Below are 16,087 nucleotides of genomic sequence, written 5' to 3' on the forward strand. Positions count from 1 at the left end.
TAATTTAAAATTTAGTATCAATTCCTATTGAAATTGTTCTGGCTTGAGGATATCCATTTCCATAAGTATATCCTTTGGCATCTACCATAGAAGCATCCACTACTTTTTTAGAACGTTGCCATTGGTAAGGGTTCAATACCGAAGCGTACAAACGCAGTCTGGTAAGGCCAATATTTTTCATAAAGGTTTCCTTTTGATCGAAAGTATAACCAATGGACGCATTAGTAATTTTCCAATAATCACCGCTTTCTATCCATAGTGTTTGATTACCTCTAAATCCGTAAAAAGGCCCACCGATGCTACCCACGGTAGGGTATAAAGCAGGAAAATCAACACCTGCCGCTCCATCGCCCGGTTGTTCCCAAAATGTATGTGCACTTAAGTCTGCCAAACCTCTTCTTGCCCAAGCATCACCAGTGCGATCATACGCATCCAAATAAGCATTTAGTACGGTGTTTTTTATGTCTGCACCAAAAGAGAACTGGCTATAAGCTTGCAAGTACCAGCCTTTATATTTAAAGTTTATGTTAAAAGCTCCTTGTATATCCGGAATTGGAGAAAACTCAGTTGCGAGTTTTTGGTCATGCTCTTCATTCAAAAGGTAATCACCGTTCAAATCTCTCCATATAGGGAAACCAGGTCTTATAGCCGCCCAGGCTGCTTTACCTGTTAACGGCTCACCTGTAAATGGGTTTACGGGTAACTGACTTAAATCGTCTATAATATAATCGTTGATAAACATTTTATATAAGTTAAGTGGTCTACCCACCACATAACCATAATTACCTCCTATATAATCACGATTACCATTAGGAAGCTTTGATATAAAGTTTTTATTCTGCGAAAAAACAGCCGTTAAGTCCAGATTAAAATCACTGGTTCTTGGAAATACTTTATAGCGTAAAATCGTTTCCCATCCGTAGTTTAAAACGCCTGCAATATTGGCAGGAGCATAATTATAGCCTGAATAAGCAGGGAAACTCACATCGAAGAATAATTGATCGGTACTCTTATTATAGGCTTCAAAACTCACATTGAATCTATGGTTAAACATTTCAAGGTCAAAACCAATATTCCATTGTTCGGTTTCTTCCCATGTCAATGCGGAGTTTCCTATTCTGTTGTAATTTGGAATTACACCAGTAACACCTGCATAAGAGGACACATTCATTTGATTTGCCCAGAATGTATTACCTCCGTAACCTAAGCTGTAAGCTCCATATCTTCTATAGTTTTCAGAGAATTGCTTTCCGTTAATTCCCCAGCTTCCTCGTACTTTTAAATAATCTATCACATTGGTAAGCGGTTCAAAGAAGGGCTCTTCGGAGATCGTCCAGCTTCCCGCCATTGAATAGAATTTTGCCCAACGCACATCCTCCCCAAATCGAGAGGAACCATCGATACTAAAAGTACCATCAAACCGATAACGATTTTTAAACATATAAGACCCACGTCCATAATATGATATTAAAGCATTTTCACTTATATCTGTATCTCCAGTAATCTCATCTGAGGCATATCTACCATTAATAACCTTGATGGCATCACTACCAAAACCAAAAGCAGCCAACCTCATCGTTTCATATTGGTTATAATCTACACGATTACCAATAACACCCGTTACCTGATGATCACCACTATTAAATTCTTTAAACAAACTTAAATAAGTATCCGCGGTAAGATTGTTTCTATTGTAAAGCGAGTAACTCGCAAATCCGTCTCCTTCTGTCCTAATAGTCGAAGGTTCGTAGAAATTCTTTTTATTACTATTATATACGTAACTCAATTGAGAGTTCACCGTTAACCAATCTGTAAGATCTAAATTAGCAAAATTAGAAAGTGTTAAACCATAAGTTCTATCGGTATTTAACTTTTCATTTAATTCACCTTTTAAAGATTTGCGCCGTGCTTCGGAGATATAAAACAGGGACGAATTTAATCCCGCTGGGTTAACTGGTAGCGATGAATTTAGACTATAATTATATTGAACACCATAATAAGGGTTTCCTTGACCTGTTAATTGATCGCCATAAGTAAATCTGGTGATGAGCTGATCTTTAAATTTTTTACCGGCTTTGAAGTTTAAATTAGAACTAAACGTTATCCTTTTTATACCGGTCCCCTTTACAACACCTTCCTGATCGTCGTACCCTAATGACACCCTATAATTTGTTTCTTCACTTCCGCCACGCATACTCATATTGTATTTTTGAGCAATACCGGTTCTGTAAAACAACCCTTGATAGTCTACATTATTATTAAATGCAGGGTTTAAACTATCTGATAACACCATGGGTGTTGTACCGTTTTGCAACTCGTAAGGTGCCCACCAATTGTTTATCATATCCCATTTGGCATTACGCTCTGCAGCACCTACAAGCATAGGAGCTAACTCGGGTTTTGGCTGAATCCCTATACTAGAAGAAAAGGTAAATTCGGGTCTTGCTAAAGATTTTCCTTTTTTGGTTTCGATAATAATAACCCCATTAGCTCCTCTGGAACCATAAATGGCTGCGGCCGAAGCATCCTTTAAAACATCAATACTTTCAATATCATTGGGGTTTAATGATGCCAGGAAATCTTGATTGGATACGTTATAACCTGCTAAATCTTCCAAACTTGTTTGTACACCATCTACAACATATAAAGGGTTACTGTAAGCTATATCGGCATCAATGTTCGCCCCAATACTGGTATTTCCTCTAATCACCAAAGCACCCCTACCCGCCGGAGCTCCAGTCATAGTGACGCTTTGCATACCTGGTACTTGGGTTGCAATAAGCCCTGACACATTCAAAACAGGAATTCCTTCAATCGCATCAGATTTAACGCTAGATACGGCCCCTGTGACTTCTCTTTTAGACACTTTTTGATACCCAATAAGCACGATTTCATCTAACTCAGATGCTGATTCGTTTAAAGTAACATTAATGGTTGTTTGGTCGGCAATTGGAATCTCCTTAGTTGTAAACCCTATATATGAAAAGACTAACACCGCATTAGGGTCTTTTGCTTTTAGGGTATAATTTCCATCAAAATCGGTTGAAGTTCCCGTGTTGGTTCCTTTTACAAGAACCGTTACACCTAGCATAGGCATCGCATTCCCGTCTACCACCTTACCTTTAATCAAATACTCTTGAGGTTTAATATCTGACAGCTCAATCGGAGAAATTTTAGGCATAACCGTCTTTTCCTTACTTACATTTGATTTAAGAACAATTTGTTCATCTATAACCTTAAAAGTAACTGGCTGCTTATCAAACAAGTATTTTAATATTTTTGAAATGCGTTCCTTTTTTGCTTTAATGGAAACAATTCTTTTTACATCAACTTGATCTGTATTGACAAAAAACTTGAAGTCAGAAGCTGTTTCTATTTCTTCAAGCACCTTTTCAATAGCTACATTTTCGAGATCCAACGAAATTCTAAAACTTTGAGAATACGTATTGGCATGTATTTGAAAAAGTGTTATCAATATAAAAAATGAGGTTATCTTCATTTTTAAATCGAATTTAAAAAGAGTAAAGTCATTACTCTTTACTTTACAAAGTATTTTCATAAATTTGTGTTTGGTTGTTTTTTTTGATTTAAATGCAATCACTTTATATTCCGGGAAATGTTGCGACCATTTTCCGGTTTTTTGTGACTTTTTTGTAAAAGAGATTTTATGTCTTAGTGTTTCATCGGCAATACTAATTTTTATGGTTAATAATTAATTCTAAATTTTATAATTGGTTTACTGTTATTCTATAACTATCTTTTTGTTCTTAATTTTATAAATGATATTTGAACCACTACTTAATGTTTGCAAAACTTGCTCGATAGTTTCATTGGTAAAACTAGCATTAAACGTACTTTCTTCTAAAACTGCATTCTTGTTTTGTATGGTGACATTGTAATACCGCTCTAATTTTTTTCTAATAATCTTAAATGGTGTATGTTTAAAAATCAGCTTTCTGTCCATCCAAGCCGTATAAATATCTGTTTCTACTTCTTCAACATCAATTTCACGTTGCTTCTTATCCCATGAAGCTTTATCATTAGGGCTCAATATCGCAGCTTCTTTTAGGTTAAACGGTTCTTCTTTCTTATATATGCCCACAGAACCTTCCAATAGCACAGTGTTAATAGCCCTATCTTCTTCATAACTGGAGATATTAAAAGTAGTTCCTAAAGCTCTAACATTTATTTTATCGTCAACTGTCACAATAAAGGGATGTTCTTTATCTTTAGCCACTTCAAAATAGGCTTCTCCATCCAAGAATATATTCCTTTCCATACCCTTGATAAATTTTACTGGATACTTTAGAGTGGTTCCTGCGTTTAAAAAAACATGAGTCCCATCAGATAAGCGCAAATCAAATAATTTACCATAAGGAACGGTTAACGTATTATATACTAGTTTTTCCACCTCGGAATCACTCGAATAAATCAAATGTTTACCTATATATTGCCCAACTACGTTTCCGTTAGCATCTTTAACTTGTGTGTTACCATCTTCACGAATGGTCTTAACCTCTCCATTGTCTAAGGTTAAGATTACATCATTTTTATCGAGAGACCCCTTAAAGAACAACTGATTCCTAAAGACATAGATACTTGAAACACAAAAAATACCCAGAATTAAAATGGCTGCAAACTTTAAATATCCACGTTTTCTCTTTAGAAAACTGTTTGGATATTGGTTACCATTCCTAGCTATTCGTTTTTGGATCTTTTTATACAAATTGTCTTGAATTAGCTGTCGCTCTCCATGTTTGGCCTCTACCCATCCTTCATCATCCTTTTGATAACTTTGTAAAAATTTTTCCAACAGCTTTTTTTCTGTTGGTGTGCATCGCCCTTCAAGATATTTATCTATAAGGCTTTCTATTTCTTTTCTAGATGACTGCATTATATTTAGTATAGTTTAGTGTTAATTTGGAATCGCTACATTATATAAGTTCCATTTAGGGCAAGATGGTACTATACTTTTTTTATTTTTTTTTTACCACATGAGTATTGCCAATTGACAAACCGGCTTCAAAACGAAGAAATTATTAAAGACAATTATTTTCTCTCACCCTTACAACAACCTAATAGACAAGCAAGTATAAAAAGAGAAGTAAAACAACATAAGATTCCTTTTCCAAATGCACTTTTAGGTGTTTGAGAGCCACTGAAATCTGATTCTTTACTGTCCTAATAGAGATATTTAGTTTATCTGCTATCTCTTTGTGCGATAAACATTCAAAACGACTTAAATAAAAAATTTCCTGACATCTTTTGGGTAGTTTTTCGCTATGGATGGCAACTATTCTTTCTAAGTCTTGTAGGGTTATCATGTCGTATGGAGATTCACTTGTTTCTTTTATATTGTGAAATTTTTCGATGTCCATATCTATAAACTTAGTATCCCTAAAATGTTTATATATCTTAAATTTTAAAGATTGAAATAAGTATCCCGATATATTATGAATATTGGTAGTATTCCTATTTTTCCAAAGGGTAAAGAAAATGTCCTGTACCAAATCTTCACATATTTTTTTATCCTTTAAAATGTTAAAAGCATAAACATACAATTTATCCCAATGGTTTAAGTAAACAACCCTAAATGTTTTAGAGTTGATTAAATTCTGGTTTTCATCTTTATGGAGAAAATGCTTTTTCATTTACTTTGAAGAAAGTAATTCTTCAAATATAGAAATTTATTTAAGAAATACTATCTATCCCCAACCAAGTTATCCTGTATAGTATGCAGATATTTACAATCATTTTCATATTAATGTTACTTTGCCCATTAGATACAAAAAAAACCTACAAATTCAACATGAAAAGACAATGAATTAAAAGTGTTACTAAAATATTTTCTTGGATTATTTAAAGAACTAATATTACAGAAAACTTTTAGATGTACCTTTAACAATCGAAACCAACCAATTTTACATGACCTTTATTTACTTTTCATACTTACTTTTAATAGGATGCTTTCTATACGGATTTGATAAGGTTAGACCTTTTAAAATTAAAGTAAAGAAAGCCGAAATATCTTTTTCCATTATCATTCCTTTTAGGAACGAAGCCGAAAATTTACCGAAACTATTAACATCTATAACTTTACTAGAATACCCTTCATCTCTGTTTGAGGTTATCTTTATAGATGATGATTCCAACGATCATTCTAAACTCTTAATAAAAAAAACTGCTGCCAGTTCGCCTGTAAACATCAGGGTTATACCTAATAAAAGGATCAGTTATTCTCCAAAAAAAGATGCCATTACTGAAGCTATTAACCAATCTAAATATGAATGGATTATCACCACAGATGCCGATTGCATATTGCCTAAAGACTGGCTACATAGCTTTAATAGTTTTATTCTAGAAAATGACACTTTATGCATTGCTGCTCCGGTTACATATAACACAGGAAAGTCATTTTTAGATCGTTTCCAATTACTGGACATGTTGAGTTTACAAGGAGCTACCATAGGAGGTTTTGGCTTAAAAAAGCCTTTTTTATGTAATGGTGCTAATTTATGCTACAAAAAATCAATTTTTAAGAGTTTACATGGTTTTAATGGCAATGAAGATATTGCTGGCGGTGACGACATTTTCTTCCTCGAAAAAGCAGTAAAAGCCTACCCTAGTCAAGTGCATTATTTAAAATGTCAACAAGCAATTGTTACCACCGCAACGCAAGATTCATGGCCAGATCTCCTATCCCAGCGTGTACGTTGGGCTGCTAAAACGAGTGCTTATAACAACTGGTTCGGGAAACTCACCGGATTAGTTGTATTACTAATGAACAGTTGGATTGTTTGTGGCTTAATATTAACTTTAGCTGGAGTTTTTAACAGTTCTTACTTTCTTTATTCATTGCTCATTAAATTTTGTGTTGATTTTTATTTAATTTATAAAACCGCTGCATTTTTTAACACTAAATCTGCATTAAGCAGTTATACTTTGGCCTTCTTTATCTACCCTTTTTTCAGCACGTATATCGCTGCTAACTCTATTTTTAAGGGCTACACATGGAAAGCAAGGTATTTTAACAAATAGTAGTTTTATTTATTTTCGTAGCTTTATATGTTTTTTGAAAACTTCATGTTTCATGAGAGCTTTATTTTTTCTACTGTGTGTTCTGCTATTAAGTTCGTTAAATTGTTTGTCTCAAACAACCTATACAGTAAATGGAGAGCCACTACTGCTCAAGACTGAAATTAAAGGCGCTTTACACCTACTATCTTTTCGGAAAAATGATCAATATCGTTTTTTTATTAAGGATAAAAATGATACTATCACAGAGTTAATTCATCCCAGTAGTGCCGGTAACACATATAAAAAGACATTAGAGTTACTAACTAAAGGCACAAATATGTCAGCAAAAAATGTTGGCTTTGGACGTTACAGCTTAAAACAGTTCATTAGAGCCTATAATTCCAATGGCCACAAAAGATATGCTTACACAGGAGAGCGTGTTCAGGCCCAATCCCGGATAGGCATTTATAGCGGTATTACAAATCACCCATTTATAGACACTCCAGAACAGGCTTCTTCTGCTTTTCTTGGAGCCATCTTTGAAATTTACGAAAAAAATAGTGCCGCCAGACAAAGTGGTTATTTAAGTTTTGAGCAGGCTTTAGACAACAACCACATAAATTATGTTTCCTCACAATTTGCTCTAGGTTACAGGTTTCGGTTTATAAAAAACAATATAGGAAGTACATTCCTTAACTTGCAAATGGCACATTTTACATTTTCGAATCGCACTTTTACCCAAGCAAACGGCACCGATGAGCATGAAAAAAACACCAGTTTTAGTGTCCCTTTAATATTTGGACTAGGATCTGATATAAAGTTGGGAAATACCAGTTTTATAACTTTTAATTGTAACGAAATATTTGCTGTATTTGCAGACTACCATAATAGCTTTCCTCTTAACTTTTCGTTTGGATATAAGTTTAATTTACCTTAACTATAATAGGTAAAACAAATTCTGTTTTAACTTGCTGACCGCGTTTTAGTGCTGGAAAAATTTGCGGTAATGAATCCAAGCTTTGCACTAGTAAGCTCCCAATATTAGGAATTTCTTTAGTTGTGAGCGAGTCTATTTTAGCATTTAAAAGTGCTAAAACACCTTTTTCGGACAACTGAAATTGCAATAAGATCGTATCCTGAACATCTTTGGTAACAATTAGTGCTTCCTTTTGCAAATACTCTGCTATGTGCGTAGTTAGTGTACGCTCAAAACACAGTTTGCGTACTTGTTTCGATTCGGATGAATCGCATAAGGCAAAACTAGGATAGGCATCAACTTCTTGCCAATTAAAAGTTCTTAGCTCTTCCTTTAAAATGGCTTCTGGAGATGTTTTTTTTACGTTAAAATACTCGCATGACACCAGTACTAAAACGAACAGAAAAATTCCAATTTGCTTTATCGATCGCATCGTGAAATCGAAAATACAATTTTTTTGGTTTTTAATCAGTGTTTAAATCATTCTTCACGAATTTTTCCTTGTTCAACGCTCTAATTCTAAAATTAGCCATATTTATATAACTGCTTTTAGGGAATCTTTCTTTAAATGCTTCATATAAAGCTATCCTAGTATCAATATCTTTGTAATAGTGATCTTTGGTATAAATCAAATAAAAATGGGCACTATCACTTTTTGGGTTTTCATGTATTGCCCTGTTAAAGGCTTCTATGGCTTCTTTATGTTTTTCTTGCCTGTTTAAAACCATTCCTAAGCTTTTATAGCCTTCTTCTAAAGACACATCTTGTAATTCCAACGATTCTGCAATATATTTTTCGGCATTTTCAAAATCATTTATCCGCTCGTAAAGTTGGCCTTGCATATACAAATTACCAGAGTTATTTGGTTCGTATTTTAAAGCTTCAAGGCCTTGTTCTATTGCTTTTTCATATTCCATTATTTTAGCATAGGAATAGCTCAATTTTTCATGAATAAACTGCGAAGACTCATTCAAAGCTATTAATTTTTCAAACCAAACGGCCGCCTTCTCATACTGTTTTCGCAAATAAAAATTCTGGGCTTTTAGGTTGATTAACTCCTTATTGTTTCCATAAGATAACAAACCGATATCTATGTACTTATCGGCTAATGTATTCTTCCCTTTTTTAAGGTATATCTTTGCTAGGCTATAAATAGCTTTTTGATGTGTTGAATCTAACTCAATTGCATTATAAAATCTATTTGCCGCCGTAGAATCATTTATGCGCTCTAAAGCCAAACCTAATTCGTAATGGTAATTGGGGTTTTTATGATCCAAATAGACCAATTCATTAAAAACAATAGCCGCTTCATTATATTTTTTAGTCTTATACAGTAATTTAGCGTACTCATATTTTAACAAAGCTTTTTCTGGATTCTCATCTATACTTGCCTTATAATTTTTAAGGGCTTCGTCATAATTACCAATGGCGACATACGATTTTGCTATCTTATCTAATACCACTGACTGCTCTTTGTACAACTTATATTGTTCGATAGCCTTAGAGTAATTTCCATTTATATACAAGCTATCTGCCATATTTAAAACCGAAGTCTGGGCTTCGGCTTTAAACAATACAAATAAGAATAATAGTTTTGTAAATCTAATCATTATTAACGCTTCACTTGAAATACAATTGGTAACGAATAAGGCACTACTACATTTTTACCTCTTTGCTTTCCAGGGATCATTTTGGGCAATGTCTTTATTACGCGGATGGCTTCAGCTTCTAAAGCTGGATGCTTTGCCCTCGAACGAATATCAGTTATATTACCGTTTGTGTCAATCTTAAATATTACATTAATATTTTGCCTTCCTTTCACTCCCGACTTCTTTGCAAGCTTGGTATTAAAATTTTTATTTACATGACTTTGAATTTCATTAGACATACATTTTTTTCGTTCATCATTTGAGGTTAGTGATTCGCATCCTGGAAATACGGGGACTTCTTCTACAACAGCAAAAGGAACTTCAATATTGGATTGATCCAATGATGGATATGCCACTACAGCAACCTCATCTAAGAGTTGTGTATTATCGACTTCAAATACTATGGGTAAAGAATAAGGCACCGTTACATTCTTACCGCGTTGTTTTCCTGGCATCATTTTAGGAAGTTCTTTAATAACACGAATGGCTTCAGCTTCTAAATCCTTATGTGGAGCTCTTGCACGTATGTCATCCATACTAATAGTTCCATTTTCACCTATTTTAAATATCACGTTAATACGTTGCCTTCCTTCTAAACCTAGACTTTTTGCAATATCTGTATTAAACTTTCGATTTATTAATTCACGTATTTTATCGGACATGCATTGTTTTCTCTCTTGGTTAGTTGCTAAATCTTCACAACCAGGATAAACAGGCACTTGATCGATCACCGCAAAAGGCACTTCAATAGCTTCTTCTGAAATATCTTTTTTCTTATTTTCACCATAGGCAATAACCACTGTTTCATCAACGGTCGATTGATCTTGAACTTGAAAAATTATTGGTAACGAGTAAGGAACAATAACCTTTTTACCATTGTTTTCTCCCGGGATTATCTTAGGAAGGGATTCAATTACTCTAATAGCTTCTGCTTCCAAGGCAGGATGGGATGCTCTTGAACTTATCCCAACAATATCTCCTTTCGTATCTATCTTAAAGATAACATTAATACGCTGTCTACCTGTCAAGCCTAATGAATCGGCAATAGCTGTATTAAAGTTTCTGTTAACAAATTTCTGGACAGCTTTAGACATACATTGTCTCTTCTCTTCGTTAGTTATTAGCCCTTCACACCCCAAGAATACGGGAGCCTTATCTACCATCGCAAAAGGCACTTCTACTTCGTTTAACATTATTGCCTCCAAATCTTTTGCCCTTTCACTATTACCTCCAATGTCAATAATTATTGGCAACGAATAAGGAACCGTTACATTTCTGCCTTTATGTTGTCCAGGAATCATTTTTGGCAAGGTTTTCACAATTCTTTTTGCTTCAACTTCTAACTCTGAATACAGAGCCCTTACAACATTAACATCTATCGTATTCCCCTCTTCATCAATTTTAAAAATAACGTGTATGCGCTGTTCTCCTATTAAATTTAATTTGTCGGCTACCTCGTAATTAAAATTATCTCTTATATGCTTGGATACGCCTTCGGTTAGACATTTTTTTAAATCCGCGTTAGATAACCCTTCACAGCCTGGAAAAGCAGGTACTCTATCTACCACATCGAAACCTACATTGAAACTTGGGTTATTTAATAAAACTGCCTTAGAATCATCTCTCTTATTAACGGAAAAAAGACTTGCGTGTGACTGAACATACATTTTACTACCATCTATATTCTCAATTCGTAACGCATTTAAATAGTCATCCTTTTTTATCAAGTTAATTTTTTGTTCTTTTCTCTTTTGCTCTTCATCTGTTAACGCATCCATATCATTTACTAACAGCCTTAAAACACCATGTTTAATATCACTCTCCCACAATAATTTGGCTTCATCCGTTTTCTTATATTCCAAATAATCAGCATAAGTCATTTTTTGTTGCCTACTCAAATCCTTTACGAGTGTTTCCCCTTTGCTTAACATATACTTATCTGCCATTTGACTTTTGTAAAAGTCTACCCTCGACACAAAATAACGATCTGAATTAAGCTTACTTGCTGTTAGTATTTCCGTAAAGGACATACCCGCTTTTTCCATATCCAGTAAATCACTGTAAAGCTTTTCTTTTAAGGATTCATCGTCTAATTCCTGGTATTGGTTATCACTATTATTGCCTTTTCTTTGAGCTTCGGCAGAAGTATACACCAACATACCGAATACCAACGGAATTAAAAGGGCATACTTGATTAAATTAATCTGTTTGGATCTAGATTTACTTAACATAACAATTCGTTTTTTGATTAATGATTGATTGAAAAATGTATTGATGAAAGAAATATGTTTTGTTTCGAAAACCTGAGAAAGTAAATTTTGATAGTATTGATTCTTATCTTGGTACTTTATTGCTTGTGAATCGGCAATATACTCATGGAGTGCAGCCACACGATTTTGGTACATGTACACTAAAGGATTAAACCAAAATAAAACCCGTAACATCTCAAAAAACAATAAATCGATAGTGTGGCGTTGTTTAACATGTACCATTTCGTGCATTAAAATCATTTTCTTTTCAACTTCCTTGATCTGTTCCCCTAAAAATATATAATGAAAGAATGAAAATGCCTCACTGCTATTTATCAACCTAACAATCAAAGCTTTATCAAAACGTTTTTTAGGGTTTTTAAAGACAAAAAACAATATCCTAAAAAACTTAAACAAGAAGAACCCAAAGGCTACGGCCATACCAACGTACAACATAATTTCCCAAACTGACATACTTGGTGCTATCATTACGGCATCTAAAACTATTGGCTCCTTAACCTCTGTAGTTGTCTGTCCTAATATTACGGGAGGAAGCGTTACGATATATTCTGATGGTAATGTTTCTTTTAAATGTTGTATTTTTATAAAAGGCAGTAGTATTGACAAAACCGCCGTACCCAACAAATAACCTCTGTTCCAATTAAAAAAGGTTTCTTTATTTAAGAACACATCATAAACCAATAGAAAGAACAATTGGAATACGATAGTTTGTAAAATATAATGCAACATAACTACTTCTTTTTATTGATCTCTTTTAAAACAGATTCCAGCTCTTCTAGACTGATATCGTTCTTTTTAACAAAGAATGACACCATACTTTTAAATGACCCCTGAAAATAGCCGTCGACCAATTTATTTATGGATTGATTACTGTATTCCTGTTTGGGTATTACAGGAAAATAAACATGTCCCTTTCCTTCCTTTTCATAATCAACAAAACCCTTACTCTCTAAAATCCGAACAATGGTAGACACCGTATTATAGGCTGGCTTAGGATCTGGAAGCTCTTTTATAATAGCTTTTACATTAGCCTTTTTAAGATTCCAAAGTATTTGCATGATCTCTTCTTCTGCTTTTGTGAGTTGTTTCATGTATTTTCTTTTACTGTTTTTATCATGGTAACATCCAAATAATCATTCTATGGCAGCAACCAAAATTTTAACTATCCACTTTTTATCTGATTATGTTTTTAACTGACCATATTTAGATACAATTCATTTAAAAAAATGGTCATTACTTTGTTCAACTAAAATTTTAGTTAAAACTAATTTTTTAGTTCACAACTAAGTATCTGATTTTAATCAAATTATTTTAACAAAAAGAAGAAGCCCTATGGGTCTCTCACCTCCATAGGGCAGTAAATTGCTATTATCAACAAGAAAAAATTGAGGGATTAATTAATTTTTGTAGTGTTGACAGTATCAAATATAAAAATAAGTCTGATCTTTTAGGTGTGGGAAAACCGTAACGGTTTTACGGTTTAATTACACTTTTCAATTATAATATATGTTCTCGAAGCTAAAAAAATTTGAACTTTATGAAAATTTTATTCTTAAATAGGCAAATTATGCACAATTTTAAACAAAACCTTTCTCCCTAGCAGCCTGTAAAAGCGATTCATCCTGTCCATCTTGAATGGAAAATAATTCTTTTAACTGCTTTTTTCGTTTTTCTACAGCGCTTAAAGAAATATCTAAGTGCGAAGCTAAGTTTTTAGTTTTAACTCCTTGCGATAAAAGGTGTAATATTTTTCTGTTTTTTTCATCTATTACGATGTCGCTAGTAATAGATTTTCTTATAAAACTATTTACTGTACCGCTATAAAATGGCGGGTTATTAAGTACCGCTTGAAAAGCACTGGCCAACTCACTCGATGTCAAATCGCTCTTAATTAAAAACCCTTCGGGGTCAATGGTTTTGATTATGTTGTGAATTCTAAACGGCTCATTAAACATGGTAAGTATTACAATCTTGGCATTTGGCAATACCTTTCTGGCATATTCTGCAAGATCCTCTCCCGATGTCATCGCACCATCTTTAGAAGGAGGCAAACTTATATCCACAAACAACATATTATAAGGTCGTTCTTTTTGAATGGATCCATCCATGAGCGCAACAGCCTGATCGCAGTTATTTGCTATATCTATTTCTAAATTTTGATGCTCCTTTTTTGTAAAGAGTAAGGTATTTTGATACCCTTCAATAATCATAGGATGATCATCAATCATTAAAATCTTGATATCTTCGGTCATGGTATTGGTTTTTAGTTAATTGGGGCTTTTAATGTTACGGTAGTTCCTGCCTCTTTTTCTGAAGTTATGGTAATCTTACCTTGAATATCTTTAATTCGAGCATTCATATTTTTGAGTCCTATACCAGATTTTGCTTTATTAACATCAAATCCAACACCATCATCTTTAATTGTTAAGCAAATTACATCTTTTTTTAATTTAAAACTAATTGTTACCAAAGAAGCCTCTGCGTGCTTATGGATATTATGCAATGCTTCCTGAATAATCCTATAAATATGAATCTTATTTTTATTAGGCAAGGTCTCCCAATTAATAGTATCGTCTTGTTTTAATTCGTAATCCAGTGCATAAACTTTTGTTTGGGTTTCTACAAGAGTTTTAATAATGTCCATAAAACCACCCCCGGACACAAAATCTGTATTCAACTCATGGGACACTTTTCTAATATCTTGTTCAATAGCTTTAAGCTCGTCTATATACTGACTCCTAGTATTTATAGCCTCAACACTATTATTCATATTCAAACTATCCAAACTTAAACGGGTACCAAACAAACGCCCTAGAACACCATCATGCAGCTCTTGGGATATTCGCTTTTTCTCTAATGCCCTTGCTTCTTCTACATTATCGTGTTGCGAAAGCATTAAATTGTAAATCTCTTCATTGGTTTCCTGTTGTTTTTGAATAAACTGTAACTCCTTATTCTTGTTACGTTGGTTTATAACTACGTATAATAACAAGGAAGTTATAATTATCACTACAGATAGTATTAATAGCCACATACGCTCTTTGGCTATTTGGATATTTTCTTGTTCGACACGCTGCGTATCGAAGCGTATTCTAGCAAATTTATCTCGAATTGCTCTTTCAGCCTTTTGAAGGCTATCATTAAGCGATATATATTCATTTAAAAACATAAACGCTTTATCCTTTTCTTCAATTTCTGACAAAATTAATAATGACTTAAGTAGATCATCGTTACTATATTTTTCAGAAATGTCTTTTGCCTTATAAGCATAATAAAGAGCTGAATCTTTCTGGTTTTTATGGCTATAATACTCAGCCAAATGTTGATGAATAATTATAGAATTATATTCCAAACCAGCCTCGCTACAAATTTCTAAAGCATTCAAATATAAACTTGGTAATTGGTCAAACTCCCTTAAAAGGTACAAGGTATGGGCATAATTACCTAAAGCCAAAACATAAACATCTGGATAATTTGCCACCAAACCCTTGTTGGCCAAAATCCTATTGAAAGCTTCTTTAGCCAATTCATATTTTCCAACTGCCTTATATGCATACCCTATATTGTTTTCCGACAAACCTATACTTCTTTCAAAATCACCTTCTAGACTTTTTTTTAATTCAAGAGCCAATTGATGATACTTTATAGATTCTTCGAACAGACCAAGCTCATTAAAAACAACTCCTAAATTATTATAGTTGTACGCCTTATATTGATTAACTTCTTTACTTTCCTTTAGCTCATTTAATAATGTTAGCGACTCAATTGAAGTAACCTCACTACCCGTAAAATCTTTATTATTTTTTTGACAGACAGAAATACCGTAAAGCGTTATGGCTGTTTCATATTTATAATCGTATTTTCTAAATACTTTTTCTGCTATTTGATAATAATAATAGGCTGTATCAACTAATAATGATTTTCGAAATAATTCACCAATCTTATAGTGTTCTTCTGCTATGTAAATTGAATCAAAAGTTTTATTATTTTTTAGAACGTTATGAATAGAATCAATCTTGTATAAATTCTGTTGTGTTTGCGATTGAATGCTCACACAAAAAAAGAAGAAGAATAAAGTTATATAGAGTATTTTGCCCTTCAATTATTATAGTCAATTAACTTTACTCCCAAATGTATCCATAATTTTTTAATTTTTATAATATCATTTTAGCCAT

General features: G+C 33.4%; 11 protein-coding genes. 2 read left to right on the plus strand and 9 right to left on the minus strand.

Annotated elements, in window-relative coordinates; translation table 11 throughout:
* Window positions 1-4: 4 nt before the first annotated feature.
* The 3 genes from ABD792_RS00630 to ABD792_RS00640 all read right to left on the minus strand — a co-directional run bounded on the left by ABD792_RS00630 (window position 5) and on the right by ABD792_RS00640 (window position 5,651).
* Window positions 5-3,559 (minus strand): SusC/RagA family TonB-linked outer membrane protein, encoded by a 3,555-nt coding sequence (locus ABD792_RS00630; RefSeq protein ID WP_345003761.1) that lies wholly within the window; start codon window positions 3,557-3,559, stop codon window positions 5-7.
* A 183-nt stretch (window positions 3,560-3,742) separates the two neighbouring features.
* Window positions 3,743-4,894, minus strand: a complete 1,152-nt coding sequence (locus ABD792_RS00635) for a FecR family protein (protein WP_345003763.1) — start codon at window positions 4,892-4,894, stop codon at window positions 3,743-3,745.
* A 181-nt stretch (window positions 4,895-5,075) separates the two neighbouring features.
* Window positions 5,076-5,651 (minus strand): RNA polymerase sigma-70 factor, encoded by a 576-nt coding sequence (locus ABD792_RS00640; RefSeq protein ID WP_345003764.1) that lies wholly within the window; start codon window positions 5,649-5,651, stop codon window positions 5,076-5,078.
* 274 nt (window positions 5,652-5,925) lie between these two features.
* Here ABD792_RS00640 and ABD792_RS00645 point away from each other — a divergent pair, with 274 nt between their 5' ends.
* A complete protein-coding gene (locus tag ABD792_RS00645) occupies window positions 5,926-7,038 on the plus strand; it encodes a glycosyltransferase family 2 protein (RefSeq protein WP_345003765.1) in 1,113 nt (370 codons plus the stop codon).
* A gap of 52 nt (window positions 7,039-7,090) precedes the next feature.
* Complete coding sequence (locus tag ABD792_RS00650) at window positions 7,091-7,954, plus strand: hypothetical protein (protein ID WP_345003766.1); 864 nt, start codon at window positions 7,091-7,093, stop codon at window positions 7,952-7,954.
* On the opposite strand, the gene ABD792_RS00655 is transcribed toward ABD792_RS00650, so the two are convergent.
* From ABD792_RS00655 to ABD792_RS00680, 6 genes are all read right to left on the minus strand, one after another.
* Window positions 7,941-8,426: a hypothetical protein gene (locus tag ABD792_RS00655; protein ID WP_345003767.1), complete on the minus strand. Its 486-nt coding sequence runs from the start codon at window positions 8,424-8,426 to the stop codon at window positions 7,941-7,943. The genes ABD792_RS00650 and ABD792_RS00655 overlap by 14 nt on opposite strands.
* 31 nt (window positions 8,427-8,457) lie before the next feature.
* Complete coding sequence (locus ABD792_RS00660) at window positions 8,458-9,603, minus strand: tetratricopeptide repeat protein (RefSeq protein WP_345003768.1); 1,146 nt, start codon at window positions 9,601-9,603, stop codon at window positions 8,458-8,460.
* Between the two features lie 2 nt (window positions 9,604-9,605).
* On the minus strand, window positions 9,606-12,641 hold the full coding sequence (locus ABD792_RS00665; protein ID WP_345003769.1) for an energy transducer TonB: 3,036 nt from the start codon (window positions 12,639-12,641) through the stop codon (window positions 9,606-9,608).
* A gap of 2 nt (window positions 12,642-12,643) precedes the next feature.
* Window positions 12,644-13,003 (minus strand): BlaI/MecI/CopY family transcriptional regulator, encoded by a 360-nt coding sequence (locus ABD792_RS00670; protein WP_345003771.1) that lies wholly within the window; start codon window positions 13,001-13,003, stop codon window positions 12,644-12,646.
* Between the two features lie 486 nt (window positions 13,004-13,489).
* Window positions 13,490-14,164, minus strand: a complete 675-nt coding sequence (locus ABD792_RS00675) for a response regulator (RefSeq protein ID WP_345003772.1) — start codon at window positions 14,162-14,164, stop codon at window positions 13,490-13,492.
* An 11-nt stretch (window positions 14,165-14,175) separates the two neighbouring features.
* Complete coding sequence (locus ABD792_RS00680; RefSeq protein WP_345003773.1) at window positions 14,176-15,966, minus strand: ATP-binding protein; 1,791 nt, start codon at window positions 15,964-15,966, stop codon at window positions 14,176-14,178.
* Window positions 15,967-16,087: the final 121 nt, after the last annotated feature.

The sequence above is a fragment of the Snuella lapsa genome (genome assembly GCF_039539345.1).
Lineage (GTDB): Bacteria > Bacteroidota > Bacteroidia > Flavobacteriales > Flavobacteriaceae > Snuella > Snuella lapsa.

Excerpts from the sequence above, each read along its gene's own strand:
- ABD792_RS00655 (WP_345003767.1), bottom strand. The coding sequence starts at position 8,426 with ATGCGATCGATAAAGCAAATTGGAATTTTTCTGTTCGTTTTAGTACTG.
- ABD792_RS00650 (WP_345003766.1), top strand. The coding sequence starts at position 7,091 with ATGAGAGCTTTATTTTTTCTACTGTGTGTTCTGCTATTAAGTTCGTTA.
- ABD792_RS00635 (WP_345003763.1), bottom strand. The coding sequence starts at position 4,894 with ATGCAGTCATCTAGAAAAGAAATAGAAAGCCTTATAGATAAATATCTT.
- ABD792_RS00660 (WP_345003768.1), bottom strand. The coding sequence starts at position 9,603 with ATGATTAGATTTACAAAACTATTATTCTTATTTGTATTGTTTAAAGCC.
- ABD792_RS00665 (WP_345003769.1), bottom strand. The coding sequence starts at position 12,641 with ATGTTGCATTATATTTTACAAACTATCGTATTCCAATTGTTCTTTCTA.
- ABD792_RS00670 (WP_345003771.1), bottom strand. The coding sequence starts at position 13,003 with ATGAAACAACTCACAAAAGCAGAAGAAGAGATCATGCAAATACTTTGG.
- ABD792_RS00640 (WP_345003764.1), bottom strand. The coding sequence starts at position 5,651 with ATGAAAAAGCATTTTCTCCATAAAGATGAAAACCAGAATTTAATCAAC.
- ABD792_RS00645 (WP_345003765.1), top strand. The coding sequence starts at position 5,926 with ATGACCTTTATTTACTTTTCATACTTACTTTTAATAGGATGCTTTCTA.
- ABD792_RS00630 (WP_345003761.1), bottom strand. The coding sequence starts at position 3,559 with ATGAAAATACTTTGTAAAGTAAAGAGTAATGACTTTACTCTTTTTAAA.
- ABD792_RS00675 (WP_345003772.1), bottom strand. The coding sequence starts at position 14,164 with ATGACCGAAGATATCAAGATTTTAATGATTGATGATCATCCTATGATT.